The 26,112-nt window shown below is 67.7% G+C and carries 20 protein-coding genes and 1 pseudogene; 12 read left to right on the top strand and 9 right to left on the bottom strand.

All coding sequences use genetic code 11. From position 1 onward, the window contains the following. Positions 1-22: 22 nt before the first annotated feature. Positions 23-1,684, bottom strand: coding sequence for a DNA repair protein RecN (gene recN / locus J3A72_RS15580; RefSeq protein ID WP_049439215.1), 1,662 nt, complete (start codon positions 1,682-1,684; stop codon positions 23-25). A gap of 115 nt (positions 1,685-1,799) precedes the next feature. On the opposite strand from recN, the gene hrcA reads away from it, so the two are divergent. From hrcA to dnaJ, 4 genes are all read left to right on the top strand, one after another. After that, complete coding sequence (hrcA, locus tag J3A72_RS15575; protein ID WP_075076180.1) at positions 1,800-2,864, top strand: heat-inducible transcriptional repressor HrcA; 1,065 nt, start codon at positions 1,800-1,802, stop codon at positions 2,862-2,864. 63 nt (positions 2,865-2,927) lie between these two features. After that, positions 2,928-3,443, top strand: a complete 516-nt coding sequence (gene grpE, locus J3A72_RS15570; protein WP_014646812.1) for a nucleotide exchange factor GrpE — start codon at positions 2,928-2,930, stop codon at positions 3,441-3,443. A gap of 182 nt (positions 3,444-3,625) precedes the next feature. Further along, a complete protein-coding gene (dnaK, locus tag J3A72_RS15565; RefSeq protein ID WP_014646813.1) occupies positions 3,626-5,548 on the top strand; it encodes a molecular chaperone DnaK in 1,923 nt (640 codons plus the stop codon). A gap of 154 nt (positions 5,549-5,702) precedes the next feature. Further along, on the top strand, positions 5,703-6,827 hold the full coding sequence (dnaJ, locus tag J3A72_RS15560) for a molecular chaperone DnaJ (RefSeq protein WP_014036853.1): 1,125 nt from the start codon (positions 5,703-5,705) through the stop codon (positions 6,825-6,827). A 60-nt stretch (positions 6,828-6,887) separates the two neighbouring features. Here dnaJ and J3A72_RS15555 read toward each other — a convergent pair whose 3' ends face one another. After that, a complete protein-coding gene (locus J3A72_RS15555) occupies positions 6,888-7,685 on the bottom strand; it encodes a helix-turn-helix transcriptional regulator (RefSeq protein WP_014646814.1) in 798 nt (265 codons plus the stop codon). Positions 7,686-7,757: 72 nt separating this feature from the next. On the opposite strand from J3A72_RS15555, the gene J3A72_RS15550 reads away from it, so the two are divergent. The 3 genes from J3A72_RS15550 to J3A72_RS15540 all read left to right on the top strand — a co-directional run bounded on the left by J3A72_RS15550 (position 7,758) and on the right by J3A72_RS15540 (position 11,407). Further along, positions 7,758-8,957 carry an MFS transporter gene (locus J3A72_RS15550; RefSeq protein ID WP_075076181.1) on the top strand — a complete coding sequence of 400 codons (1,200 nt, stop codon included), beginning with the start codon at positions 7,758-7,760 and terminating at the stop codon, positions 8,955-8,957. 420 nt (positions 8,958-9,377) lie between these two features. Beyond that, positions 9,378-10,286 carry a pyridoxal kinase gene (gene pdxY / locus J3A72_RS15545; protein ID WP_014646816.1) on the top strand — a complete coding sequence of 303 codons (909 nt, stop codon included), beginning with the start codon at positions 9,378-9,380 and terminating at the stop codon, positions 10,284-10,286. Next, positions 10,283-11,407, top strand: a complete 1,125-nt coding sequence (locus J3A72_RS15540) for a prephenate dehydrogenase (RefSeq protein WP_140222826.1) — start codon at positions 10,283-10,285, stop codon at positions 11,405-11,407. The genes pdxY and J3A72_RS15540 overlap by 4 nt, the downstream gene beginning before the upstream one ends. 228 nt (positions 11,408-11,635) lie before the next feature. Here J3A72_RS15540 and J3A72_RS15535 read toward each other — a convergent pair. The 5 genes and pseudogenes from J3A72_RS15535 to J3A72_RS15515 all read right to left on the bottom strand — a co-directional run. Beyond that, positions 11,636-11,821, bottom strand: a pseudogene (locus J3A72_RS15535) (hypothetical protein); the annotation flags it as partial. A gap of 70 nt (positions 11,822-11,891) precedes the next feature. Continuing rightward, on the bottom strand, positions 11,892-13,664 hold the full coding sequence (locus tag J3A72_RS15530) for an ABC transporter transmembrane domain-containing protein (protein WP_032960563.1): 1,773 nt from the start codon (positions 13,662-13,664) through the stop codon (positions 11,892-11,894). Next, complete coding sequence (locus J3A72_RS15525; RefSeq protein ID WP_032960562.1) at positions 13,657-14,253, bottom strand: YigZ family protein; 597 nt, start codon at positions 14,251-14,253, stop codon at positions 13,657-13,659. Before J3A72_RS15525 ends, J3A72_RS15530 begins: the two co-directional genes overlap by 8 nt. 40 nt (positions 14,254-14,293) lie before the next feature. Beyond that, positions 14,294-15,292 carry a hypothetical protein gene (locus tag J3A72_RS15520; protein ID WP_075077177.1) on the bottom strand — a complete coding sequence of 333 codons (999 nt, stop codon included), beginning with the start codon at positions 15,290-15,292 and terminating at the stop codon, positions 14,294-14,296. Then, positions 15,289-15,807 (bottom strand): RNA polymerase sigma factor, encoded by a 519-nt coding sequence (locus J3A72_RS15515; protein ID WP_229653773.1) that lies wholly within the window; start codon positions 15,805-15,807, stop codon positions 15,289-15,291. Before J3A72_RS15515 ends, J3A72_RS15520 begins: the two co-directional genes overlap by 4 nt. A 247-nt stretch (positions 15,808-16,054) precedes the next feature. Between J3A72_RS15515 and J3A72_RS15510 the strand changes: the two genes are divergently transcribed. Further along, positions 16,055-18,895 carry an EAL domain-containing protein gene (locus J3A72_RS15510; protein ID WP_069117163.1) on the top strand — a complete coding sequence of 947 codons (2,841 nt, stop codon included), beginning with the start codon at positions 16,055-16,057 and terminating at the stop codon, positions 18,893-18,895. A gap of 19 nt (positions 18,896-18,914) precedes the next feature. On the opposite strand, the gene J3A72_RS15505 is transcribed toward J3A72_RS15510, so the two are convergent. Together J3A72_RS15505 and J3A72_RS15500 are read right to left on the bottom strand one after the other, a co-directional pair. Beyond that, a complete protein-coding gene (locus J3A72_RS15505; RefSeq protein WP_014036864.1) occupies positions 18,915-19,508 on the bottom strand; it encodes a TIGR00730 family Rossman fold protein in 594 nt (197 codons plus the stop codon). Positions 19,509-19,701: 193 nt separating this feature from the next. Continuing rightward, positions 19,702-21,198 carry an aminotransferase class III-fold pyridoxal phosphate-dependent enzyme gene (locus tag J3A72_RS15500; protein WP_049408221.1) on the bottom strand — a complete coding sequence of 499 codons (1,497 nt, stop codon included), beginning with the start codon at positions 21,196-21,198 and terminating at the stop codon, positions 19,702-19,704. A gap of 209 nt (positions 21,199-21,407) precedes the next feature. Here J3A72_RS15500 and queA point away from each other — a divergent pair, with 209 nt between their 5' ends. From queA to secD, 4 genes are all read left to right on the top strand, one after another. Further along, positions 21,408-22,475: a tRNA preQ1(34) S-adenosylmethionine ribosyltransferase-isomerase QueA gene (gene queA / locus J3A72_RS15495; RefSeq protein ID WP_014646825.1), complete on the top strand. Its 1,068-nt coding sequence runs from the start codon at positions 21,408-21,410 to the stop codon at positions 22,473-22,475. A 98-nt stretch (positions 22,476-22,573) separates the two neighbouring features. Further along, positions 22,574-23,704: a tRNA guanosine(34) transglycosylase Tgt gene (tgt, locus tag J3A72_RS15490; protein WP_014646826.1), complete on the top strand. Its 1,131-nt coding sequence runs from the start codon at positions 22,574-22,576 to the stop codon at positions 23,702-23,704. 133 nt (positions 23,705-23,837) lie between these two features. Next, entirely contained in the window at positions 23,838-24,182 is a 345-nt protein-coding gene (yajC, locus tag J3A72_RS15485) for a preprotein translocase subunit YajC (protein WP_014036867.1), read from the top strand. 61 nt (positions 24,183-24,243) lie between these two features. After that, on the top strand, positions 24,244-26,100 hold the full coding sequence (secD, locus tag J3A72_RS15480) for a protein translocase subunit SecD (RefSeq protein WP_075077178.1): 1,857 nt from the start codon (positions 24,244-24,246) through the stop codon (positions 26,098-26,100). The last annotated feature ends 12 nt before the right edge of the window (positions 26,101-26,112 follow it).

Genomic DNA, 26,112 nt, shown 5'->3' with positions numbered 1-26,112 from the left:
CCAATGCTCGGCTCGGCCGGCGTTACACCTGCAGCAGCTTGCGTGCGGCGGCGCGCGCTTCCTTGCTCACTTCCACGCCGCCGAGCATGCGCGCCAGTTCTTCCTCGCGCGCCTTGCTGTCCAGCTTTTCCACTGCGCTCTGGGTCATGCCTTCCACCGGGGCCTTGCTGACCCGGTAATGGGCATGGCCCTTCGAGGCGACCTGCGGCAGGTGGGTCACGCACAGCACCTGGCGCTTCTCGCCAAGGGCGCGCAGCTTCTGGCCGACGATGTCCGCCACCGCGCCACCGATGCCGGAGTCGACTTCGTCGAACACCATGGTCGGCACTGCATCCAGGTCCAGCGCGGCCACTTCGATGGCCAGCGAGATGCGCGACAGTTCGCCACCCGAGGCCACCTTGCGCAGGGCACGCGGTGGCTGCCCGGCATTGGCCGCCACCAGGAATTCCACGCGCTCGGCACCCTGCGGGTCGGGCTTGCCGGCGTCCTGCGGTTCCAGCTCGATCAGGAACTGGCCGCCGCCCATGCCCAGCTCGGCGATGATGCCGGTGGTGGTGGCCGACAGCTCGGCAGCGGCGGCGCGGCGGCTGGCGGTCAGCAGCCCGGCCTGCACGCGCCAGGCCGCAGCGGCCTTGTCGATCTCGCCGGCGAGGCGCTGCAGGCGTTCGTCAGCACCACGCAGCTGTTCCACTTCGGCGTGCATGCGCTCGCGCTGCGCGCCCAGCTCGTCCATCGGCACACGGTGCTTGCGGGCCAGGTCGTGCAGGCGGCCGAGGCGACGCTCGTTCTCCTCGAACTGTTCCGGGTCGGCGTCGAGGTCGTCATGCACGCGGTCCAGCAGCGACAGGGCTTCGTGCAGCTGGATCGAGGCGTTCTCGATCAGGCCGTCGACCTCGCCCAGGCGCGGGTCGTGTTCGATCAGGCGCGACAGCTCGTGGCGCACCTGCTGCAGCAGGTCCAGCGCGGAACTGCCGTCGTCGCCATTGAGCTGGTTGCTGGCCGCCTGGCAGGCACTCAGCAGGGCACTGGCATGGGCCTGGCGGCGGTGGCTGGCGCCCAGCGCGGCAATCGACTCCGGTTCCAGGTCTTCGCGGTCCAGTTCGCGCAGCTGGTGCTCCAGGAAGCCGATCCGGTCACTGACGTCGCCCTGCTGCGACAGCGCCAGCGATTCATCGACCAGCGCCTGCCAGGCCGCAGCGGCGCGGCGCACCTGGCGGCGCTCGTCCTCGTTGCCGGCATAGGCGTCCAGCAGGGCCAGCTGCGACGGGCGCGTCAGCAGGGCCTGCTGTTCGTGCTGGCCGTGGATCTCCACCAGCAGCGAGGCCAGGTCGGCCAGCTGGGCCAGGGTCACCGGGCGGCCGTTGATCCAGGCCCGCGAGCCGCCATCGGCACGGATCACGCGGCGCAGCTGGCACTGCTCCTCGTCGTCCAGCTCGTTGTCGGCCAGCCACTGGCGCGCGGCCTGCAGCTGGTCCAGCGCGAACTCGGCCGACAGCTCGGCGCGCGCGGCGCCGTGGCGGACCACGCCGCTGTCGGCGCGCAGGCCGGACAGGAAGCCCAGCGCGTCGACCATCAGTGACTTGCCGGCGCCGGTCTCGCCTGAAACCACGGTCATGCCTGGCCCGAACTCCAGTTCGGTGGCGCGGACGACGGCGAAATCCTTGATCGAAAGATGTCTGAGCATGGGTAAGGGGGTGTCAGCAGCCGCGCAACGCTAGCACGCGGGCGCGGGAGGTCCAATGACTTGCCAAGGTGATCCGCCGCCATTATCTAGTGTCCGTGTCTCACAGGTTGATTCCATGCACGGTTCTCCCGACCAGCTTGCCCCGCGTGCGCGCCATCTGCTGCGCACGCTGATCGCGCGTTACATCCAGGACGGTGAGCCGGTCGGCTCGCAGACGCTGGCGCGCGTGGCCGGGCTGGAGGTCAGTCCGGCCACCATCCGCAACATCCTGGGTGACCTGGAAGACCTGGGGCTGCTGGCTTCGCCGCACACCTCGGCCGGGCGCGTCCCGACCGCACATGGCTACCGGGTGTTCGTCGACAGCCTGCTGCAGATGCAGCCGCCGGGCGAAGGCGAGCTGGCCCGGCTGCGCCAGGAACTGGCCGGCGGCGGCAGCACCCAGGCCCTGCTTGGCAGCGCCTCGGAGCTGCTGTCGGCGATGAGCCACTTCGTCGGCGTGGTCAGCGCCCCGCGGCGCGAGCAGTTCGCGTTCCGCCAGATCGATTTCGTGGCGCTGGACGGGCGCCGGGTGCTGGCGATCCTGGTGTTCGCCGACAACGAGGTGCAGAACCGGGTCATCGAGACCCGCCAGGAGTTCGCGCCGGGCCAGCTGGAACAGGTCGCCAACTACCTCAACGCGCATTTCGCCGGCCTGCCGATGGCCGAGATCCGCACCCGCCTGCTGCTGGAACTGCGTGATGCCCGTTCGGAGCTGGAGCAGCTGCTGGCGCACAGCATCGAGCTGGCCGAGCAGGCCCTGCAGCCGGCGGCCGATGACATGCTGGTGGCCGGGCAGACCCGTCTGATGGGGGTGCAGGACCTGTCCGACCTGGAGCGGCTGCGCGAGCTGTTCGAGCTGTTCTCCAGCAAGCGGGAGATCCTGCAGCTGCTGGAGCGCACCATCCAGGCCCCGGGGGTGCGCATCTTCATTGGCGAAGAGACCGGGATGATGCCGTTGCAGGGGGTCTCGCTGGTCACCGCCCCCTATGCCGCCAATGGCCAGGTGCTGGGCGTGCTGGGCGTGATCGGCCCCAAGCGGATGGCCTACGACCGGATGATCCCGCTGGTCCAGGCTACTGCCGATGTACTCGGCGCGGCGTTTTCGCCAGCCGGGCGCACTCCTGGAACATCCGACGCTTGAAACGCAGCATCCCGCCCACACTAGGGTGGGTGGAGGCGGAGACTGACCGCCAGGGACCCAGACATGAACCACGAACATCCAGATATCGAATCCCAGCAGACTGCCGCCGATGCGGCCGCCGCCGCCGGCGTCAACGACGAAGTGGAGCGCCTGCGCGCCGAGGTCGAGCAGATCAAGGCCGATGCGCTGCGTGAGCGCGCCGACCTCGAGAACCAGCGCAAGCGCGTTGCCCGTGACATCGAGCAGGCCCGCAAGTTCGCCAACGAGAAGCTGCTGGGCGAGCTGCTGCCGGTGTTCGACAGCCTGGATGCCGGCTTGAAGGCGGCCGGCGATGACCCGCATCCGCTGCGCGAGGGCCTGGAGCTGACCTACAAGCAGCTGCTGAAGGTTGCCGCCGACAACGGGCTGGTCCTGCTGGACCCGATCGGCCAGCCGTTCAACCCGGAACACCACCAGGCCATCAGCCAGGTGCCGGCCCCAGACGCCGCCCCGGGCAGCGTGGTGACCGTGTTCCAGAAGGGTTACCTGCTCAACGAGCGCCTGCTGCGGCCGGCGCTGGTGGTGGTGGCCGCCGACTGACCCCTCCAGGGCCGGAAGGCGGGAATGTCCCGTCACCCGGCCCGACGCTGAACGCGCCGGGCGACCGGAAACACAGCGTTCGGGAGATGGCTTGAATGTTCCACGAGCCTCCCCCACATCGTATTCATCCACCGGCCGAACGGCCGGACTGACCCCAACAAGCATCCTCAGGAGTCTCCCCCATGGGCAAGATCATTGGTATCGACCTCGGCACCACCAACTCGTGCGTGGCGATCATGGACGGCGGCAAGGCCCGCGTCATCGAGAATTCGGAAGGCGATCGCACCACCCCGTCGATCGTCGCCTACACCAAGGACGGCGAAGTCCTGGTGGGCGCCTCGGCCAAGCGCCAGGCCGTCACCAACCCGAAGAACACCTTCTACGCGGTGAAGCGCCTGATCGGCCGCAAGTTCACCGACGCCGAAGTGCAGAAGGACATCGCCCACGTCCCGTACAGCATCCTGGCCCATGACAACGGCGATGCCTGGGTGTCGACCAGCGATGGCAAGAAGATGGCCCCGCAGGAAATCTCGGCCAAGGTGCTGGAGAAGATGAAGAAGACCGCCGAGGACTTCCTCGGTGAGAAGGTCACCGAAGCGGTCATCACCGTGCCGGCCTACTTCAACGACAGCCAGCGCCAGGCGACCAAGGATGCCGGCCGCATCGCCGGCCTGGACGTCAAGCGCATCATCAACGAGCCGACCGCGGCCGCGCTGGCCTATGGCCTGGACAAGGGCGACAACAAGGATCGCAAGATCGTGGTGTACGACCTGGGCGGCGGCACCTTCGACGTCTCGGTGATCGAGATCGCCAACGTCGACGGCGAGAAGCAGTTCGAAGTGCTGGCCACCAACGGCGACACCTTCCTGGGCGGCGAAGACTTCGACAACCGCGTCATCGAGTACCTGGTTGAAGAATTCAACAAGGACCAGGGCATCGACCTGCGCAAGGATCCGCTGGCCCTGCAGCGCCTGAAGGACGCTGCCGAGCGCGCCAAGATCGAGCTGTCCAGCGCCCAGCAGACCGAAGTGAACCTGCCGTACGTCACCGCTGACGCCTCGGGTCCGAAGCACCTGAACATCAAGCTGACCCGCGCCAAGCTGGAAGCACTGGTGGAAGACCTGATCAAGAAGTCGATCGAGCCGTGCCGCGTCGCCCTGAACGATGCCGGCCTGCGTTCGAGCGACATCAGCGAAGTGATCCTGGTCGGTGGCCAGACCCGCATGCCGAAGGTGCAGCAGGCGGTGACCGAATTCTTCGGCAAGGAACCGCGCAAGGACGTCAACCCGGACGAAGCCGTGGCACTGGGCGCTGCGATCCAGGGCGGCGTGCTGGGCGGCGACGTCAAGGACGTGCTGCTGCTGGACGTGACCCCGCTGTCGCTGGGTATCGAAACCATGGGCGGCGTGTTCACCAAGATCATCGAGAAGAACACCACCATCCCGACCAAGGCCTCGCAGGTGTTCTCCACCGCCGAGGACAACCAGTCGGCCGTGACCGTGCACGTGCTGCAGGGTGAGCGCGAGCAGGCCCGCTTCAACAAGTCGCTGGCCAAGTTCGACCTGTCCGGCATCGAGCCGGCTCCGCGTGGCCTGCCGCAGGTGGAAGTGTCCTTCGACATCGACGCCAACGGCATCCTGCACGTGTCGGCCAAGGACAAGAAGACCAACAAGGAACAGAAGGTCGAGATCAAGGCCGGTTCGGGCCTGTCCGAGGAAGAGATCGCACGCATGGTCGCCGACGCGGAAGCCAACCGCGAAGAAGACAAGAAGTTCCAGGAGCTGGTGCAGGCCCGCAATCAGGCCGATGCCCTGATCCACGGCACCCGCAGTGCCATCACCGAGCACGGCAGCAAGGTCGGCGGCGATGTCATCGGCAAGGTCGAGGCGGCCCTGGCCGACCTGGAAACCGCGATGAAGGGTGACGACAAGGCACAGATCGAAGCCAAGTCGAAGGTGCTGGAGGAAGCCGGCCAGTCGCTGTTCGCCGCTGCTTCGGCCGACCAGGGCGGTGCCCCGGGTGCCGACGCCGGCAACGCCGGCAAGGCGCAGGACGACGTGGTCGACGCCGAGTTCACCGAAGTCAAGGACGACAAGAAGTCCTGATCCGGACCGACACGGGACGCTGGCCATCAGCGTCCCGTTGTCGCATCAGGGTCCTGACCGCCCACCGGCGTGTCGGGGCGCCCGACGCAAGAGCGGACCTGGTTCCGCTCTTCCGCTTTGACGAATCCCGACTTTCCGGAACCAGATTCACCATATGAGCAAGCGCGATTACTACGAAGTGCTGGGCGTTGCCCGCACCGCCACCGACGACGAGCTGAAGAAGGCCTACCGTCGCTGTGCGATGAAGTTCCACCCGGACCGCAACCCGGGTGATGCGGCGGCCGAAGCCTCCTTCAAGGAGTGCAAGGAAGCCTACGAAGTGCTGTCCGATGGCAACAAGCGCCGCATGTACGACAGCCACGGCCACGCCGCGTTCGAGCACGGCATGGGCGGTGGTGGTCCGGGCGGCCCGGACATGAACGATATCTTCGGCGATATCTTCGGCAACATTTTTGGCGGGGGCGGCGGTGGGCCGCGCCAGGCCCGTCGCGGCGCCGACATCGGCTACGTGATGGAGCTGGACCTGGAAGAAGCGGTACGCGGCGTCGAGCGCCGCATCGAGATCCCGACCCTGGCCGAGTGCGGCGACTGCGATGGCAGTGGCTCCGAAGACGGCAAGGTCGAAACCTGCAATGTGTGCCATGGCCGCGGCCAGGTGCGCATCCAGCGCGGCATCTTCGCCATGCAGCAGGCCTGCCACAACTGCGGCGGCCGTGGCCAGATCATCGCCAAGCCCTGCAAGACCTGCCACGGCAACGGCCGTGTCGAGGAAGACAAGGTGCTGTCGGTGAAGGTGCCGGCGGGCGTCGATACCGGCGACCGCATCCGCCTGCAGGGTGAAGGTGAGGCCGGTCCGGCCGGTACGCCGCCGGGTGACCTGTACGTGGAAGTGCGCGTGCGCGAGCATGCGATCTTCCAGCGCGATGGCGACGACCTGCACTGCGAAGTGCCGATCCGCATCTCGCAGGCAGCGCTGGGCGACACCGTACGCGTGGCGACCCTCGGCGGCGAAGCGGAAATCCGCATCCCGGCCGAGACCCAGACCGGCAAGCTGTTCCGCCTGCGCGGCAAGGGCGTGCGTTCGGTGCGCAGCCGCAGCGAGGGCGACCTGTACTGCCGCGTGGTGGTGGAGACCCCGGTCAACCTCACCAACGAACAGCGCAAGCTGCTGGAGCAGTTCGAAGCCACCTTTGTCGGCGAGGAAGCACGCAAGCATTCGCCGAAGTCGGCGACGTTCATGGATGGCGTGAAGGGCTTCTGGGACCGGATGACGTCCTGAGTTTTTCAACCGAAGCGTTGAGCGGTAGCGCCGGGCCATGCCCGGCGTTTTCGTTTGCGATCAGCGGAAAAACGCCGCGGGCGTCTGCCCCAGTTGGCGCTTGAACATGCTGGTGAACGCGCTGGGGCTGTCGTAGCCCATCGCCAGCGCCACATCGATGACCTTGTCGCCGACTGCCAGCCGCTCCAGGGCGGCCAGCAGGCGCGCCTGCTGCCGCCACTGCCCGAAGGTCATGCCCAGTTCGCCGGCGAAATGGCGCTGGATGGTCTTCACGTCCACCTGCAGGGCCTGGGCCCAGTCCTGCAGCGTGGCGTCGTCGGCGGGATGCTTCTGGATGTGCTGGCAGATCCTCTGCAGGCGCGGGTCGGTGGGCGAGGGCAGGTGCAGCGGCAGCACGTCCATGCGGTGCAGCTCGTCCAGCAGCAGGCGCACCACGCGACCGTCGCGGCTGTCGTCCACGTGCGCGGACTCGATCAGGCTGGCCGCCAGCAGTAGTTCGCGCAGCAGCGGCGCCACCTGTACTGCGAACGCCCCATCCGGCAGTTGCGGTGCAAAGTCCGGTTCCACGTACAGGCTGCGCATGTGCACCTCGGCGATGCAGTCCACCGCATGCACCATGCCGGCCGGAACCCAGATCGCGCGGGTGGAGGGCACGACCCAGCGGCCACCGTCCGCGCGCACCACCATCAGGCCGGACATGGCGAAGACCAGTTGGTGACGGCGATGCCGGTGTGGCGCGATGTGGGTACCGGGCGGGTAGTGCCGGGCGCGGCTGGTCACCGGGCGGTGTACCGGCACTTCGTTCCACGGCGCGGTCTCGCGGATTGGGCAGGGAGTGTCCTTTTTGCGATAGGCCATGACCCGAACGCGGCAGAAGGGAGTGGGGGCCCACCGTAGCATGCGTGGCTCGCCCCCAACCTGACTGTGTCCATGTCGACCCTGGCTTCTCCCGCAACGACCTCACGCCCGGTGGCTCCCGGCGTGCTGGCCGCCATCTCCACCTCGCATGTCGTCAACGACATGATGCAGTCCCTGATCCTGGCCATCTATCCGGTGATCAAGGGCGGCTTCAACCTCAGCTTCACCCAGATCGGCCTGATCACGCTGACCTACCAGCTCACCGCGTCGATCTTCCAGCCGTTGATCGGCATGGCCACCGACCGCCGCCCGGCACCGTACTCGCTGCCGATCGGCATGGCCTCGACCCTGTGCGGCATGCTGCTGCTCGGCTTTGCGCCGAACTACGCGGTGGTGCTGATGGCTGCGGCGATGGTCGGCATTGGTTCGGCCATCTTCCACCCGGAGGCCTCGCGCATCGCCCGGCTGGCCTCGGGCGGTCGCCATGGCTTCGCGCAGTCGGTGTTCCAGGTGGGTGGCAACTTCGGTACCGCGCTGGGGCCGTTGATCGCTGCGGCCGTGATCGTGCCGTATGGCCAGCGTGCCGCATCATGGTTTGCCGGCGCCGCGCTGATCGGCATCGCGCTGCTGACCTATGTTGGCCGCTGGTATGCACTGCACCTGGGCACACCGCGTCCGGCCAGCACCGCGTCTATGGCCCCGCGGCATTCGTCGCGCACCGTGGCCAAGGTGCTGGCGATCCTGCTGGTGCTGATCTTCAGCAAGTACTTCTACATGGCCAGCATCGGCAGCTACTTCACCTTCTACCTGATCCACCACTTCGGCATTCCGGTGGCACAGGCGCAACTGCATCTGTTCGCGTTCCTGGTGGCGTCTGCCGCCGGTGGTTTCCTCGGCGGCCCGCTGGGTGACCGCATCGGCCGCAAGCCGATCATCTGGACCTCGATCCTCGGCGTGGCCCCGTTCGCGCTGATGCTGCCGCACGCCGATCTGCTATGGACCACAGTGCTGGCAGTGCTGATCGGCTTCGTGCTCTCCTCGGCGTTCTCGGCCATCGTGGTGTACGCGCAGGAGATGATGCCGCACCGCATCGGCATGGTGTCCGGCCTGTTCTTCGGCTTTGCATTCGGCATGGGCGGGCTTGGCGCGGCCGTGCTGGGCATGCTGGCAGACAGGACCAGCATCGAATACGTCTATCAGCTGACCGCGTTCCTGCCGCTGCTGGGCATCGTAGCGGCGTGGCTGCCGCCGTCGCGGCCTGCTGCTCGCTGAGGGGTTTGGGTTTGCAGGGCTTGCAGCCCTGCACCTGCAGAGGCAACGTCAACAGCAGAAGCGGGCTATCCGTGGGTTGGCGGGGTGGGTCCGGTTGCAGGGGACGCCGTAAACCCATCCCTGGGGGCTTGGCCGCGGCATCCATGCCGCGGACACCCCTGCAACCGGACCCACCCCGCCTTCGACAGTTTCCTGCGATCCGTCGGAACGGCTCTTGGAGTCAGATCCGTTTTCCGAAGGAAAACGGATCTGACCCCGATTTATTTCGGTATCCCACAGATGTGCCGACCAACGGTCCTGACCACCCACACCGCCCCGCCATCCCACGGAATGCGGCTCTTGATCTTGCTTCGGCTTCGCCTTCGGCAGGTGCAGGGCTGCAAGCCCTGCCGAAAACTCCCTTGGGCGTAGAATGCGGCCATGAGCGAATCCCTTGATAACCACCTGGTCCACGGCCGCCGCCAGCGGCCGGATGGGCCGTCGCCGATCGATGTCATCTCGGTCCAGTCGCAACTTGTGTACGGCCACGCCGGCAACAGTGCCGCCGTCCCGCCGATGCGCGCACTGGGCGTGCGCGTCGCCGAAATCCCGACCGTGCTGCTGAGCAATGCGCCGTTCTACGACACTACGCGGGGCCGCGTGCTGCCCGCCGACTGGTTTGCCGACCTGCTGCTGGGTACCCACGAGCGTGGCCTGCCGCAGCGGGCGAAGATGCTGGTGTCCGGCTACTTCGGCAGCACCGCCAACGGTGCGGCCTTCGCCGACTGGCTGGACAACATCCTGCCGGCCTGCCCACAGCTGCGTTACTGCCTGGACCCGGTGATCGGTGATACCCATACCGGACCCTACGTGGAACCGGGCCTGGAAGCGATCTTCGCCGAGCGCCTGCTGCCGCACGCCTGGCTGGTGACGCCCAATGCCTTCGAACTGAATCGCCTGACCGGCATGCCGGCACTGGCCGAGGCCGATGCCATCGCCGCCGCGCGCACGCTGCTGGATCGTGGCCCGCACTGGGTGATCGCGCACAGCGTAGGCGGCAACCCGGGTGAGCTGGTCACCCTGGCGGTCGGGCACGAGGAAACCTGGCGCTGGACCTCACCGCTGCTGCCGGTGGACGTGGCCGGTACCGGTGACGTGCTGATGTCGCTGGTGGTGTCGTTCCTGCTGCGCGGTGAGTCGATGCAGCAGGCGATTTCGCGCGCGATTGCCGGCACCCATGCGGCGCTGGAGGCGACCCTGGACAACGGCTTCGAGGAGTTCGACGTGATCGCTGCCGCGCCGGCGGCGCTGGCCGAAGGAACGCGCTTCCGCGCTGAACGCGTGGCATGAGCGGCCTGGATCCACGCACGCCGCGCACGGTCGGCATCGTCGGCAGTGCTGGTGCCTATGGGCGCTGGCTGTGCCGCTTCTTCCAGCAGCACCTGCAGCTGCAGGTGATCGGCCATGACCCGGCCGACCCGGACTCGCACACGCCGGAACACCTGCTGGCGCAGGCCGATGTACTGGTGTTCTCGGCACCGATCCGGCACACGCCGGCGTTGATCGCCGAGTACGTGCGGCAATCGGCGGGCCGCGAGCAGGGCAGGCTGTGGCTGGATGTGACCTCGGTAAAGGAGGCACCGGTGCAGGCGATGCTGGCCTCGCAGGCCGAAGTGGTCGGACTGCACCCGATGACCGCGCCACCCAAGGCGCCGACCCTGAAGGGGCGGGTGATGGTGGTCTGCGAAGCGCGGCTGCAGCACTGGCGGGCATGGGTCGATACGCTGTGCACCGCGCTGCAGGCCGAGTGCGTGCGCGCGACGCCGCAGCACCACGACCAGATGATGGCGCTGGTGCAGGCGATGGTGCATGCCACCCACCTGGCGCAGGCAGGCGTGCTGCGCCAGTACCAGCCGCAGCTGGGGGATCTGGCCGCGATGATGCCGTACCGTTCGGCGTCGTTCGAGCTGGACACGGCGATCATCTCGCGCATCCTGTCGCTGAATCCGGCGATCTACGAAGACATCCAGTTCGGCAACCCGTACGTGGCGCCGATGCTGGAGCGGCTGGTGGGGCAGCTGCAGGCCCTGCAGGTGCAGGTCGGACAGGGCGACGACGGCGCACGGGCTGCATTCCGTGAGCAGCTGCTGTCAGCCAATCGCAGTGCCTTCGGCGACCAGGCCCTGGCGGATGGCAACTACACGTTCGAACGCGTGGGGTATCTGCTGGCCGATCTGACCGAGCGCAACGCGCTGTCGGTGCACCTGCCGGAGGACCGGCCTGGCTCGCTGCGCGAGCTGTTGAACGTGTTCGAGCAGCATGGCATCAGCCTGGCTTCGATCCATTCCTCGCGCACGCCCGGCGGTGAAGTGCACTTCCGCATCGGATTCGTGGCCGGCAGCGATCCGGCGGCGATCACCCGGGCCGCGGCCGACGTGGACGCCAGCGGCATCGGACGGGTGCTGGGCTGAATTCATCCACAGGCGGTGTGGATGGTTTCTGAGCAAACGTGTGGATAACCCTGCGCAGCCCTTGTCAGGCAAGGCTGTCAAGATGCTTGGTGAAAAATTGATCACGCCTTCTTGTGGAGTCGAGCCTTGCTCGACTGCCCTTGGCAAAGCGCGTGTCGACCGAGGTCGACACCTACCAGAGCAGGGCGACACGGCCAGTGCCCACCAAGGTGGGCAGCGCCAGATCATCAACCGCAGTTCGCCACCGCTGGTGGTGAATTCGCGGCCATTGCGAACCAGATGACGCCCGTCATCCAGCTCGTAACGCGGCGTGGATTCAGAGTGATGCCCGCTGCCATTCGCCTCGGGCTTGAACTCGATGATGATGTGGCTTTCGCCATTGCTGTCGACTGCAGGGAACTGACGGAACGACATCGCGTACCTCCTTCAGCGGATGCTGCTGATGCGAGGCCAGCTTGGTCCGGCCGATGTTAGCCGGCCGTCATCAATCGATGAACTGCAGTCGTGCCAGTTCAGCGTACAGTCCGCCTTCGGCCAGAAGCTGGGCATGGGTACCTTCGGCCACGATGCGGCCCTGGTCCATCACCACGATGCGGTCGGCCTTGAGCACGGTGGCCAGGCGGTGGGCGATGACCAGCGTGGTGCGACCGGCCATCAGCCGCTCCAGCGCCTGCTGCACGCTGTGCTCGCTCTGTGCGTCCAGCGCGCTGGTGGCTTCATCGAGCAGCAGGATCGGCGCGTCCTTCAGCAGTGCGCGGGCGATCGCCACGCGCTGCTGCTGGCCACCGGACAGGCGCGCACCGCGTTCGCCCAGCTCACTGTCGTAGCCCTGCGGCAACGCGCGCAGGAAGCCATCGGCCTCGGCCGCACGCGCGGCAGCTTCGACCTCGGCGTCACTGGCCTGCAGGCGGCCATAGCGGATGTTGTCGCGCGCACTGGCCGCGAACAGCGTCGGCTGCTGCGGCACCAGCGCCAGCTGCGCGCGCAGCTCGGCCGGATCGACCTGGCGTACGTCGATGCCATCCACGCAGATGCGGCCGCTGGCCGGATCGTGGAAGCGCAGCAGCATCGACAGCACCGTGCTCTTGCCCGCGCCCGACGGGCCGACCAGGGCCACCGTCTCGCCCGGGCGGACATGCAGGTTGAAGTGGTCCAGCGCGGCCTGGTCCGGACGTTGCGGATAGTGGAACACCACGTCGTCGAACTGGATTTCGCCGCGCAATGGTTGCGGCAGAACGTGCGGCTGCGCCGGCGCACGGATCTCGATGTCTTCCTGCAGCAGCTCGCCAATGCGGCCCATGCCACCGGCTGCACGCTGCAGTTCGTTCCACACTTCGGCCAGCGCGCCCACCGAGCCGCCGCCGATCAGCGCGTACAGCACGAACTGCCCCAGCGTGCCGGCACTGAGGCGCCCGTCGATGACATCGTGCGCGCCCAGCCACAGCACGCCAACGATGGCGCCGAACACCAGCAGGATGGCGCTGGCGGTGACCAGCGACTGCGCACCGATGCGTCGGCGCGCGGCGCCGATGGCATCGCCCAGTGCCTTGTCGAAGCGTCCGCGCTCGTAAGGCTCGCGTGCATGTGCCTGCACCGTGCGCACGGCGCCCAGCGTCTCGCTGGCCAGGCTGTTGGCATCGGCGATGCGGTCCTGGCTGCTGCGTGCAACCGTGCGCAGCTTCCGCGCGCCGATGATGATCGGCAGTACCGCCAGTGGGATGCCGAGCAGCGACCATGCCGCCAGCCTGGGGCTGGTGACGAACAGCATGGCCAGGCTGCCGACCACGGTGACGCTGCTGCGCAGGGCGACCGACATGGTCGAGCCGACCACGCTGCGCAGCAGTTCGCTGTCAGCGGTCAGGCGCGAGACCAGTTCGCCGCTGCGGCTGCGGTCATGGAAACCGGCACCGAGTTGGATCAGGTGTGCGTACAGGCGGCTGCGCAGGTCGGCCACGACTTTTTCGCCCAGCAGCGACACGAAGAAGAACCGTGCGGCCGTTGCCAGTGCCAGCACCACCGCCACCAGCATCAGCAGGGCGAAGGCACGGTTGATCTGGCCACCGCTGGTGAAGCCGTGGTCGATCATCTGCTTCACGGCGGGGGGCAGGCTCAGCGTGGCGGCCGAAGAGACCGCCAGCGCCAGCAGCCAGGCGGTGAACAGCCCGCTGTGGCGGCGCACGAACGGCCACAGCGTCCGCAGGCTGCCGAGGCGGCGCAGCGGTGGGGCCGAGGCGGGGGCGTCGTCCTTGTCAGTCATCCTGGTCGTCGTCTTGTATGCGGATACGGTCACGGGTGGCGTCGCGCAGGCGGATTTTCAATGCATCGACCTGATCGGCCGGCAATTCGACCCGCAGGCACACGCCGTTGGCATCGAACTGTTCATCGCGCTTCACGGCGCCGAAGCTGGGAAGGGTGGCATGCAGGGTGCCCAGATCCTCGAAGCCGGCCAACAGCTGCAGCCGGGCCATCGCCACCAGCGGCAAGCGCGGGGCGGTACGCAGGCATTCGGCGGCGGCGCCACCGTAGGCGCGCACCAGTCCACCGGCGCCCAGCTTGATACCGCCGAACCAGCGCGTCACGACCACCATCACCCGGTCGAAGCCCTGGCCGTCGATCGCAGCCAGGATCGGCCGCCCAGCGGTGCCGGCGGGCTCGCCATCGTCACTGGAGCGGTAGTCCTGGCCGTGCCGGTAGGCCCAGCAGTTGTGGGTTGCGTCGGCTACGGCCACCTGTTGCAGGAACGCCAATGCTGCCGCGGCGCCATCGATCGGCGCGGCATGGGCAATGAAGCGGCTGTGTTTGACTTCCAGCGTGTGGCTTACCGGCTGGGCGAGGGTATCGGGCATTCCCGCCATTCTACGGGGTCGCCGGAGGTCACTGCCCGCTTCAGTCGTCCAGCAGCGGGCGCAGGTCGCGCGGCAGGCGTGCTTCCGGATACTGCTGCACATAGCGCTCCAGGCTGGCGCGAGCCAGGTCGCGCTGGCCGTCATCGCGGCGCGCGCGGATCTTCTGCAGCCACTGCCGTCGCGGCAGCTGTGCATCGGCGTCCACCTCGGCCTGCACGGCATCCGCACTGAGCCGCGCGTCGGCGCCGCGGCGCATGACGCCGGGCGCGGAGCGGCTCGGGGCCGGCCGCTTCATCGAGGTGATCTCTACCCGATCCAGTGCCTGCGCCCGTTCCGCATCGGCAGCGTTGGCCACTGGCGCCTCGGCGGTGCGCGCTTTCAGCTCCCCTGCCGGGGCCGGCGCCAATGCCGGTGCAGGTGCCGAATAGGCAGCCGGTGCGGGAGGCGCGGGCGGTGCCGCTGCCGGTGCGGCGGCCGGACCAGGCGGGAGCGCCGCAAAGGACGTATCGGCGGCCGCATCCGCCGCCATCGATCGTGCAGCCTGGGCCGGAGCTTCAGCAGTCTCGGTCGGCGCAGGCTTGGCTACCCGCGCGACGGACGGTGCCGGGGGAGCAGCAACAGGGGCCGCCTCGGGTGCTGCAGGTTCGGTGGCCGTTTCCGATGCGGCAACCGCGCTGTCGGCTGGACTGCTCCCAGCGGCCTGATCGGCGGCCGCGACGTCTGCCGCAGCGGGCGCCGCAGCAACAGCGGCCTCGCCTGCCGGAACCGGCGGCGGTTCCGGGCGCAGCTGCCAGGCGATGCCGATGGCGAACACCATCGAGGCGGCGATGCCGAACACCGCCGGCCAACGCGGACGTGTGCGCTGCCTGCGCGGCGCCTCGGCGGAGACAGCAGCATCGGCCGCCGGTGCGTGCACGGCAGCGCGCGCCGCGGCCAGGATGGTGGCGTCCAGCGCGGCCGGCGGGGCCTGTTCGACGCGACGGCCGAGCAGGCGCGCCAGCTCGCGTTCTTCCGGCGTCAGCGGTTCGTCTCGGTTCATGCGTTCAATCCCGCACGCAGCTTGTCCATCGCATAGCGCAGCCGCGATTTCACGGTTTCCCGGCCTACGCCGGTGATCTGGCCGATCTCCTCCAGGCTCAGTTCCTGATCCAGCCGCAGCTGCAGCACTTCGCGCTGCTCGGGCGGCAGTTGCTCCATCGCCAGCTGGATGCGGCGACGTTGTTCGAATTCGGAAAGCTCGGCTTCCGGGGTCTGCCCGTCCTCGATCGCGGCCAGGCGCAGGTCGGCGTCGGCCGGTGCGGCAGGGCGATGGCGAGCGGCCCGCCAGTGGTCGTTCAGGCGGTTGTGGGCGATGCGGAACAGCCAGGTGCTGAATGCAGCGTCAGGCTGCCAGCCCGCGCGCGCGCTGATCACCCGCTGCCAGACATCCTGGAAGATCTCCTCGGCCAACGCGTTGTCGCGCAGTTGCCGCAGCAGGAAGCCGAACAGGCGCTTGCGATGGCGTGCATACAGGCTTTCGAACGCGCGCAGGTCGCCACCGGCCCAGGCCAGCATCAAGGCTTCATCGGTTGGCAGTGCGCTGGCTTCCACGGCGTACAGGGTAAGGCCTGCAGGCGGTGGCGCATAGCCGGCGACGGGGGCGGGCAGGGCGAGGTTCATGGCGTGGAAGCGGCTACGGGCAGGAGGAAAAACGTACGGGCGCACGATTCGGGGTTTACGGGCTTCCATTGCCCCCCGGGTGGCGCGCTATGCTCGGCGGCTCAGGGGAGGCGACGCACAGACGGCGCCGAGAGATTGTCATTTGTCCACGCACGTTGAACCGGCGGAAGAGCCACCACACGAGGCCGTGCTGAGCACGGCGCTGGTGCGCGCATTGCATGCGCTGCTGCCGGACTCGGCCGTGGTCCGCGTTGGCTGGGATGACCCGCAGCTGGGCCGCGGACAGGGCGGCTGGCCGGCTGTCGCGGCGGCCGACGCATTGACGGTGCCCGGCGTGGGCAACGGTTGCCATGGCTGGGAATATGACGGTGCCCGCCTGCAGTTGTCGGTCGAAGGTGCCGTGCCTTCAGCGGCGTGGTGGGGGCTGGCCCGGCAGGCCATGGAGCTGGCGCTGCAGCGCGGTCGCCAGGCCGGGCAGATCAAGGCGCTGGAAGAAGCTGAACGGCTGCAGCAGGCGCTGTTCCAGATCGCCGATCTGGCTGGCGCCGACCTGGAGATGTCGGAGATGCTGCGTCACGTGCACGGCGTGCTTGGCACGCTGATGTACGCGGAAAACTGCTACATCGTCGAGTACGACGATGTCCGTGACCAGATCCGCTTCCTGTACTTCGCCGACCAGGTCGATGACTTCGTCGCCGATCCGTCGCAGAGCCATGACGCCGACGAGATGCCGCGCAGCCTGACCGTGGCGTTGCTGCGCCACGGCAAGCCGCTCAGCGGCCCCTCGCGCGAGTTGCTGGCGCGCGTGGTCGAGCAGGAGCACGACCCGCAGCGTGGACCGGAGAGCCTCGACTGGCTGGGCGTGCCGATGCTGCGCGATGGCCGGGTATGCGGCGCCATCGTGGTGCAGAGCTATGAGCTGGCGGCCCGTTATGGCGAGGCCGAGCGGGCGCTGCTGGGTTTTGTCGCGCAGCACGTGCAGACCGCGATGGACCGGCGCCAGGCGCAGGTCCGGCTGGAACAGCAGGTGGAGCGGCGCACGCTGGAGCTGCAGCGTGCCAACCACAGCCTGCAGGATGAAGTGGCCGAGCGCCGCCGCGCAGAGCAGCTGCAGACCGCGCTGTACAACATCGCCGAGATGGCGATGTCGGCCGACAGCCTGGCCCAGTTCTACGGGCAGGTGCATGGCGTGGTCGGGCGCCTGCTTGACGCGCGCAATTTCTACATCGCGCTGGTGAACGGGGCCGGCAGCGGCCTGGACTTCGTCTACTCGGTGGACGAGCACAACGCCAGCCGTGCGCCACGCCCGTTCAGCCGCGGCCTGACCGAGTACGTGGTGCGCAACCGGCGTCCGTTGCTGGCTTCGCGGCAGCAGATCGACGCACTGCTGGCCAGCGGCGAAGTACGCGAATCGGGCGCACGTTCGCATTGCTGGCTGGGTGTGCCGCTGCTGCGCGATGACGAGGTGGTCGGCGCGATCGTGGTGCAGAGCTACAGCGAGAACAGCACGTTCAGCGTGCACGATCAGCGCTTGTTGACCTTCGTTGCACAGAACATCGGAACCGGGCTGGCGCGCCAGCGCGACCAGCAGCAGCTGCGTTCGGCGCATGCCGAGCTGGAAAAGCGCGTGGAGGAACGTACCCGCGAGCTGGCCGAGGTCAACGAGAAGCTGCTCGGGCAGATCGGCGAGCGCCTGCGTGCCGAGCAGCGCCTGACCCATCAGGCCATGCACGATGCGCTGACCGGCCTGCCCAACCGCCTGCACCTGCTTGATCGCCTGCAGGATGCGCTGGCGCTGGCCAAGCGCGAGGGTGGGCCGGTGTTTGCCGTGCTGTTCCTCGACCTGGACCGCTTCAAGCTGGTCAACGACAGCATCGGCCACGCTGCCGGAGATCGCATGCTGGTGGAGGTGGCCAAGCGCATCGTATCGATGGCCGGCACCGATGACGTGGTGGCGCGGCTGGGCGGCGATGAGTTCGCGGTGCTGCTGCAGTGTCCGCAGGGGCTGGCACAGGCGCTGGAGTTCGGCCAGCGGCTGTTGCTGGCACTGCAGGAATCGATGTGGATCGCCGGGCGCGAACTGTTCCCGTCCGGCAGCCTGGGCATCGCCTTGTGGAACCCGCGCTACCGGACCGGTGAAGAACTGCTGCGCGACGCAGACGCGGCGATGTACCGGGCCAAGGCGCAGGGTCATGACCGCTGCGCGATCTTCGACGAAGACATGCGCGAAGAAGCGATGCGCAGCCTGGACCTGGAAGCGGATCTGCGGCGTGCGATCAACAACCGCGACTTCGTGCCGTTCTACCAGCCGATCGTGCGCCTGTCCGATGGCGAAGTGGTGGGGCACGAGGCCTTGCTGCGCTGGCGCCACGAGCGTCGTGGCCTGTTGCTGCCCGGGGCGTTCCTGGAGCTGGGCGAGGAAAGCGGCCTGATCGAGCAGGTCGACTGGCTGATCTACGAACAGGTCATCGCGGGACTGGCCGAAGGCGGCCACGGCTATGTCTCGGTGAACGTATCGCCACGCCATTTCCGCTCGGCCGAGTTCAGTGGCCGCCTGTTCGGTCTGCTCGATGCATGCGGCGCCGACCCACGCCGGCTGCGCCTGGAGATTACCGAGGTGGCGCTGCTGGATGATGGCCCGCACACGCTGCGCATCCTGCAGGGCCTGCGCGAGCGTGGCATCCAGGTGCAGCTGGACGATTTCGGTACCGGCTTCTCGGCGCTGTCCTACCTGCACCGCTTCCCGATCAGCACGTTGAAGATCGACCAGAGCTTCATCGCCGGCCTGCATGGGCCGGAAGTGCAGAGCACGCGCGCGCTGGTCGAGGGCGTGCTGTCACTGGCCCGCACCTTGGGCATCGAAACCATCGGCGAAGGCATCGAGACCGAAGCGCAGCGGCAGACGCTGCGCGAACTTGGTTGCGACTACGGCCAGGGCTACCTGCTGGGCCGCCCGGCGCCGTGGGACGGCGCGGTGGCCTGAGCCACCGCGCCGGGTCGCCTCAGCGCAGGGCGGAGCGACGCTTCTCGTCGATCCACTTGGAAGCCTGGGCCGGCTGATAGTTCTGCATCCACTCCAGCATTTCCTCGATGTCCGAGCCGTACCACAGGTCCTGGCGCTGGTCCGGATGCAGGAAGCGCTCTTCCACCATGCGATCGATCATGCCGATCAGCGGGGCGTAGAAGCCTTCCACGTCGAGGAAGGCGCATGGCTTGTTGCCGATGCCCAGCTGGCGCCAGGTCAGCATCTCGAAGATCTCTTCCATGGTGCCGAAGCCGCCGGGCAGGGCGACGAAGCCATCGGCGAGGTCGAACATGCGCGACTTGCGCTCATGCATCGAACCGACGATCTCCAGTTCGGTCAGGCCGCGGTGGGCCACTTCCCAGTCGGCCAGCTGGCGCGGGATCACGCCGGTCACCTCCCCGCCGGCGGCGAGCACGGCATTGGCCACGGTTCCCATCAGGCCGACGTTGCCGCCGCCATACACCAGGCGCAGGCCGTCACGGGCGATGCGATCACCCAGGGCAATGGCGCGTTCGGTGTAGGCCGGCTTGCTGCCAGCGTTGGAACCACAGTACACACAGATCGATTTCATGGATCTTCCTGTCTCTTGGCCGGAAACGAAAACGCCCCGTCGCCAACCGCAGGGCGGTCAGGGACGGGGTGTCGGTGGATTATGAGGCCTTGACAGGCCTTCTGTAGAGCCGAGCCACGCTCGGCTGCGCTTCGTTCAGATCGCGGCAAAGGCTGAGTCGAGCATGGCTCGACTCTACAAACGCCAAGCAGGCTTACGCGGCAGCCGCCTGTTCGCGACGCGGGCCTTCACGCAGGGCGCGGCCCACCATGCCGACCAGCAGGTCCAGCTCATCGCTGTCCATGCCGAAGTGCGGGGTGAAGCGCAGCGAATTCTCGCCGCCGTGGATCACGTTGATGCCGTGCTGGCGCAGCCATTCCTCGGTGGAATTGGCGCCGTAGCACTTGAACTGCGGGGCCAGCTCGCAGGAGAACAGCAGGCCGGTGCCCTGCACCTTGGTGATCAGGCCACCCAGTTCGCTCTTGAGCTGTTCCAGCTTGCGCACGGCCTCGGCACCGCGTTCGGCGATGTTGGCACGCACCTGCGGGGTCAGCTGCGCCAGGGTGGCACAGGCCACGTCCAGCGCGCGTGGGTTGCTGGTCATGGTGTTGCCGTAGATGCCCTTGCGGTACAGCTGCGCGGCGTGCTCGGTCACCGCCAGCACCGACAGCGGGTACTGCGCGGCGTTGAGCGCCTTGGAGTAGGTCTCCATGTCCGGCGGATCCAGGCCTTCGAAGCCCGGGTAATCGACCACCGACAGCACGCCATGCGCGCGCAGACCAGCCTGGATCGAGTCCAGCAGCAGCAGGCTGCCGTGCGCACGGGTCAGCTCACGGGCCACGGCATAGAACGCCGGCGGCACCGAACGGCCCGGGTCGCCTTCGCCCATTACCGGTTCCAGGAACACCGCCTCGATGAACCACTGGTTGCGTGCGGCGTCCTCGAACACCTTGCGCAGGCCGGTCTCGTCGTACGGCGCCACGGTGATCACCGAATCCTCGCCGCGGTAGCTGGCCAGGTGCTGCATGTAGCTCTTGCGGCTGGAATCGGAATACAGGGCAGGGCGGTCGGTACGGCCATGGAAGCTGCCCTTGACCACCACGCGCTTGATCGTGGCGCCGGCGTGGCGCGCGCCCGGGTCGGTCTGCAGCTTGGCGTTGACGTCGGCGATGCGCGCGGCCAGGCCGACCGCCTCGGAGCCGGAATTCAGGCACATGAAGCGCGCGAACGGGCAGCCGCCACGGCGGTGGCCGATCTCGGCGCGCAGGGCCGTGATGAAGCGCTGCTGCGACAGGCTGGGGGTCATGATGTTGGCCATCACCTGTGGGCGTGCCATCGCCTCCAGCACGGCATCCGGGGTATGCCCGAAGCCGAGCATGCCGTAGCCGCCGGCGTCGTACAGCACCGCGCCCTTCAGGGTGACCACCCAGGGGCCACGCGCGGCCAGCGCCACGTACGGGGTCACTGCATCATCGGCGTAGAAATTGACGAAGCCGTCCTGCATCGCGTCGATCTGCGCCTGTTCGTCCTGCGCCAGCAGCGGCCCCAGGTCGGCCTGCACGCGCGCGAACTCCTCGGCGGCGGCATCCACTGCGGCGATCAGCTGCGGGTGGCGGACGGACAGGGCGGTCAGGGTGGCGTCGTCCAGGCCGGTGGTGAGGCGGGTGCCGGGCTGGGTGCGCAGGGGGGCGAGGCGTTCGATGAAGCTCATTGCAGATCTCCTGAAACGATGGGTCGCACGGGCCTTCAAAAGCAAAACGCGCGTCAACGCGCGCTTGGGGGCAGGCTCGTGCAGCGGACTTCCGACTCGATGCTAGCACTTGTTTTTTTGCGCGATAACCCCGCAAAAACCTGCTGCATAGCAGCATTTTGCGCGACGTTCGCCGCGAAGCACGCCGGCTCGCAGACGCTGGACGTACAATGCGCGCCATTGTCGACCTGTTGCCGCCCACTGCCTTGAAGAAGTCCGATTTCAACTACGACCTGCCGGCCGAACTGATCGCGCAGGCGCCCCTGGCCGAGCGTTCCGCCAGCCGCCTGCTGCTGGTGCCGCAAGCCCCCGCCGCGTTCACCGACCTGCAGGTGCGTGACCTTCCGTCGCTGCTGCAGCCGGGCGACCTGCTGGTGTTCAACGACACCCGGGTGATCCCGGCGCGCCTGTTCGGGCAGAAGGCCAGCGGCGGCCGCGTGGAGATCCTGATCGAGCGCCTGCTCGGTGGCCAGCAGGCCCGTGCGCAGGTCGGTGCCAGCAAGTCGCCGAAGGCGGGCAGCCGTATCGCGCTGGATGCCGGCGGCGAGGCCGAGGTGCTGGGCCGCGATGGCGAGTTCTATGTGCTGCAGTTCCATGTGCCCGAATCGCTGGAACAGTGGCTGCTGCACGCCGGCCGCCTGCCGCTGCCGCCGTACATCCAGCGCGAGCCGGGCGTGGACGACCGCGAGCGCTACCAGACCGTGTTCGCGCGTGAAGTGGGCGCGGTGGCGGCACCGACCGCGGGCCTGCATTTCGACGAACCGTTGCTGGCCGCACTGAAGGAAAAGGGCGTGGAGTTCGGCCACGTCACCCTGCACGTGGGCGCGGGCACCTTCCAGCCGGTGCGTGCCGAAGACCTGAAGGACCACGTGATGCACCGCGAGTGGCTGAATGTCGGTGCCGAACTGGTGCAGCAGGTGCGGCGCACGCGCGCCGCCGGCGGCCGCGTGATCGGCGTCGGCACCACCGTGGTGCGCGCGCTGGAAAGCGCGATGCGCGATGGCGAGCTGCTGCCGTTCGCCGGCGAGACGCAGATCTTCATCACCCCCGGCTACCGCATCCGCAGCGTGGACGCGATGGTGACCAACTTCCACCTGCCGGAAAGCACGCTGCTGATGATGATCTCCGCGTTTGCCGGCAAGGAGCGCGTGTTCGAGGCCTACCAGCACGCGATCGAGCAGCGCTACCGCTTCTTCAGCTACGGCGACGCGATGCTGCTGTTCCCGCAGGCGGGGTAGCGCGCCCCGGGAGGGCAGGGGCCCCCTGTGCGTGCGCACCTTGGTGCGCACGCCTTCTTGGGAGACAATAGGCAACTATTTGCCCCAATGACCGCTCCATGTCCCGACTGCAGTTCCAGCTCCAGACCCGCGACGGCCGTGCCCGCCGTGGCCGCCTGACCTTCCCGCGTGGCACGGTGGAAACGCCGGCCTTCATGCCGGTGGGGACCTATGGCTCGGTCAAGGGCATCCTGCCGGACCAGGTGCGCGCGCTGGGCGCCGAGATCATCCTCGGCAATACCTTCCACCTGTACCTGCGCCCGGGCCTGGACATCATCGCCGACCACGGCGGCCTGCACGGCTTCTGCCGCTGGGATGGCCCGATCCTGACCGACTCCGGCGGCTTCCAGGTGTTCTCGCTGGCGCACCGCCGCAAGATCACCGAGCAGGGCGTGACCTTCGCCTCGCCGACCGACGGCGCACGGGTCTTCCTCGGTCCCGAGGAGAGCATGAAGATCCAGAAGGTGCTCGATTCGGACATCGTGATGATCTTCGACGAATGCACCCCGTACCCGGCCACCGAGGACGTTGCCCGCCGTTCGATGGAGTTGAGCCTGCGCTGGGCGCAGCGCAGCCGCAACGCGCATGACGAACTGGGCAACGACGCGGCCCTGTTCGGCATCGTCCAGGGCGGCGTGCATACCGACCTGCGCAGCCGCTCGGCCGACGCCCTGCAGGCGATCGGCTTCGACGGCTACGCCATCGGCGGCCTGGCCGTGGGCGAGCCGGAGCACGAGCGCAACGCCATGCTCGACCACCTGGACCCGGAGCTGCCGGGCGACCGCCCGCGCTACCTGATGGGCGTGGGCCGGCCGGAGGACCTGGTCGAGGGTGTCGCACGTGGCGTGGACATGTTCGATTGCGTGATGCCGACCCGCAACGCCCGCAACGGCCACTATTTCACCTCGTTCGGCACCGTCCGCATCCGCAACTCCCAGTACGCGCGGGACATGGACCCGATCGAGCCGGGTTGTGGCTGCGTGGCCTGCACCGGCGGCTACACCCGTTCCTACCTGCGCCACCTGGACCGCTGCAACGAGATGCTGGCGCCGATGCTGGGCACCCTGCACAACCTGTTCTACTACGAAAAGCTGATGGCCGACATCCGCGCGGCGATCGAGGCGGGAACCTTCCTGGCCTTCCGTGAGTCCTTCTACGCGGCACGCGGGGCGGTGGCCCCGCCGCTGTAACCCGAACGCCCCCTGCCAAACGGCCCAAGGACGAACGCCCGGGGCCGTGGCATACTTCAAGGCTGACCCAGATCCGCGGTCGACACCCCCGTCCCTGAAGGGACGGGAGCGCCGCCCAACCAAAGGACCAACGATGAACCTGCTTGCTTTCCTGATTCCCGCCGCCCACGCCCAGGCCGCCGGCGGCCAACCGCAGGGCATGGGCCTGACCACGCTGCTGTTCCCGATCATCCTGATCGCCATCATGTACTTCCTGATGATCCGCCCGCAGATGAAGCGGCAGAAGGAACACAAGTCCATGCTGGAGAAGATCAAGCGTGGCGACGAAGTGCTGACCAACGGTGGCATCGCCGGCAAGGTCACCGACATCGGCGACAACTTCATCACCATCGAAGTGGCCGAGAACGTGCGCATCCGCGTGCAGAAGGGCGCTGTCGGCAGCGTGCTGCCGACCGGCACCCTGGATTCGGCCAAGTAAGCCACTCCCTTTCCGAAGCACAACCGCGGCGCCGGGGATGGCGCCGCGCGGGACCCAAGCAATGCTCGAATTTCCACGCTGGAAGTACGTCGTCATCCTGATCGTACTGGCGCTCAGTGCGCTGTACGCGCTGCCCAACATCTACCAGAAGGACCCGGCCCTCCAGATCACCGCCAACCGTGGCGGGCAGATCGACGATGCGCTGCGCGACCGTGTGCTGGCCGACCTGAAGAAGGCCGGGGTCACTGCCATCGGTGCCGAAAAGGAAGGGGAAAGCCTGATCGTCCGTCTGCCGGACCTGAAGTCGCAGTCTGCGGCCAGCGATGCCCTGCGCGACACCGTCGGCGAGAAGTACACGGTGGCCCTGAACCTGGCCTCGACCGTGCCGGACTGGCTGGCACGGCTGGGCGGTCGCCCGATGGTGCTCGGCCTGGACCTTCAGGGTGGCGTGCACTTCGTGCTGCAGGTCGACCAGAAGGCCGCCCTCGACAAGCGCCTGGATGCCTACACCGAAGACGTGCGCAGCACCCTGCGTGACGCACGCATCGCCTACCAGTCGGTGGAGCGCCGTGCGGACAACAGCATCGTGGCCAACCTGAGCCCGTCCGCCGGTGACGACGCCGCGCAGCGTGCCCGTGCCGCCCTGGTCAAGGCACAGCCGACGCTCGGCTATGACGTCAGCGGCAACCGCATCACGGTCACCGTGCCGGAGACCGAGATCACGCAGATCGCCAACGGCGCCATCGAGCAGAACATCAACACCCTGCGCAACCGCGTGAACCAGCTCGGCGTGGCCGAGCCGATCATCCAGCGCCAGGGTGCCGACCGTGTGGTCGTGCAGCTGCCGGGCGTGCAGGACACCGCCGAAGCCAAGCGCATGATCGGTGCCACCGCCACCCTGGAGTACCGCGCGGTGGTCGAGGGCAATGCGCAGGACGCCATCAATTCCGGCCGCATCCCGCCGGAAGCGAAGGTCTACCAGCAGCGTGATGGCCGCGGCCCGATCCTGCTGAACAAGCGCGTGATCGTCACCGGTGACCAGATGGTCGGCGCGCAGGCGGTGACCGATTCGAACAGTGGCTCCCCGGCCGTCAGCGTGACGCTGAACAATGTCGGCGGCCAGCGCATGTTCGACTTCACCAGCGCCAACGTGAACAAGCCGATGGCGGTGGTCTACACCGAACGCGTGCCGACCGTGACCGTCGTCGACGGCCAGGAAGTGCGTGGCTTCAAGGTCAACGAGGAAGTGATCTCGGTGGCCAACATCAACGGCGTGTTCGGCAAGAACTTCCAGACCACCGGCCTGCAGAAGAAGGAAGCCGAGGACCTGGCCAAGCTGCTGAAGTCCGGCTCGCTGGCCGCGCCGATGGACTTCGTCGAAGAGCGCGTGGTCGGCCCGAGCCTGGGCGCCGAGAACGTCAAGAACGGCATGCGCGCGGTGGTGTTCGCGTTCCTGTTCACCCTGGTGTTCTTCAGCATCTACTACCGCATGTTCGGTGTGATCACCTCGGCGGCGATGCTGTTCAACCTGCTGATCGTGGTGGCGGTGATGTCGCTGTTCGGCGCCACCATGACCCTGCCGGGCTTCGCCGGCCTGGCGTTGTCGGTGGGCCTGTCGGTGGACGCCAACGTGCTGATCAACGAGCGTATCCGTGAAGAACTGCGCGCCGGCGTGCCGGGCAAGACCGCGATCGTGACCGGTTACGAGCGTGCCTCGGGCACCATCCTCGACGCCAACCTGACCGGCCTGATCGTCGGCGTGGCGCTGTTCGCATTCGGTACCGGTCCGCTGAAGGGCTTCGCGCTGACCATGATCATCGGTATTTTCGCCTCCATGTTCACTGCGATCACCGTGTCGCGTGCGCTGGCGACGCTGATCTACGGCCGTCGCAAGAAGCTCCAGAACGTGGCCATCTGACGGGACGACACG

The organism is Stenotrophomonas sp. PvP093, assembly GCF_017876915.1.
Lineage (GTDB): Bacteria > Pseudomonadota > Gammaproteobacteria > Xanthomonadales > Xanthomonadaceae > Stenotrophomonas > Stenotrophomonas muris.
Note: the sequence above shows the minus strand (reverse complement) of the source record. Positions and strands in the feature narration are given on the sequence as shown.

Excerpts from the sequence above, each read along its gene's own strand:
- recN (WP_049439215.1), bottom strand. The coding sequence starts at position 1,684 with ATGCTCAGACATCTTTCGATCAAGGATTTCGCCGTCGTCCGCGCCACC.
- hrcA (WP_075076180.1), top strand. The coding sequence starts at position 1,800 with ATGCACGGTTCTCCCGACCAGCTTGCCCCGCGTGCGCGCCATCTGCTG.
- grpE (WP_014646812.1), top strand. The coding sequence starts at position 2,928 with ATGAACCACGAACATCCAGATATCGAATCCCAGCAGACTGCCGCCGAT.
- dnaK (WP_014646813.1), top strand. The coding sequence starts at position 3,626 with ATGGGCAAGATCATTGGTATCGACCTCGGCACCACCAACTCGTGCGTG.
- dnaJ (WP_014036853.1), top strand. The coding sequence starts at position 5,703 with ATGAGCAAGCGCGATTACTACGAAGTGCTGGGCGTTGCCCGCACCGCC.
- J3A72_RS15555 (WP_014646814.1), bottom strand. The coding sequence starts at position 7,685 with ATGGCCTATCGCAAAAAGGACACTCCCTGCCCAATCCGCGAGACCGCG.
- J3A72_RS15550 (WP_075076181.1), top strand. The coding sequence starts at position 7,758 with ATGTCGACCCTGGCTTCTCCCGCAACGACCTCACGCCCGGTGGCTCCC.
- pdxY (WP_014646816.1), top strand. The coding sequence starts at position 9,378 with ATGAGCGAATCCCTTGATAACCACCTGGTCCACGGCCGCCGCCAGCGG.
- J3A72_RS15540 (WP_140222826.1), top strand. The coding sequence starts at position 10,283 with ATGAGCGGCCTGGATCCACGCACGCCGCGCACGGTCGGCATCGTCGGC.
- J3A72_RS15530 (WP_032960563.1), bottom strand. The coding sequence starts at position 13,664 with ATGACTGACAAGGACGACGCCCCCGCCTCGGCCCCACCGCTGCGCCGC.
- J3A72_RS15525 (WP_032960562.1), bottom strand. The coding sequence starts at position 14,253 with ATGCCCGATACCCTCGCCCAGCCGGTAAGCCACACGCTGGAAGTCAAA.
- J3A72_RS15520 (WP_075077177.1), bottom strand. The coding sequence starts at position 15,292 with ATGAACCGAGACGAACCGCTGACGCCGGAAGAACGCGAGCTGGCGCGC.
- J3A72_RS15515 (WP_229653773.1), bottom strand. The coding sequence starts at position 15,807 with ATGCTGGCCTGGGCCGGTGGCGACCTGCGCGCGTTCGAAAGCCTGTAT.
- J3A72_RS15505 (WP_014036864.1), bottom strand. The coding sequence starts at position 19,508 with ATGAAATCGATCTGTGTGTACTGTGGTTCCAACGCTGGCAGCAAGCCG.
- J3A72_RS15500 (WP_049408221.1), bottom strand. The coding sequence starts at position 21,198 with ATGAGCTTCATCGAACGCCTCGCCCCCCTGCGCACCCAGCCCGGCACC.
- queA (WP_014646825.1), top strand. The coding sequence starts at position 21,408 with ATGCGCGCCATTGTCGACCTGTTGCCGCCCACTGCCTTGAAGAAGTCC.
- tgt (WP_014646826.1), top strand. The coding sequence starts at position 22,574 with ATGTCCCGACTGCAGTTCCAGCTCCAGACCCGCGACGGCCGTGCCCGC.
- yajC (WP_014036867.1), top strand. The coding sequence starts at position 23,838 with ATGAACCTGCTTGCTTTCCTGATTCCCGCCGCCCACGCCCAGGCCGCC.
- secD (WP_075077178.1), top strand. The coding sequence starts at position 24,244 with ATGCTCGAATTTCCACGCTGGAAGTACGTCGTCATCCTGATCGTACTG.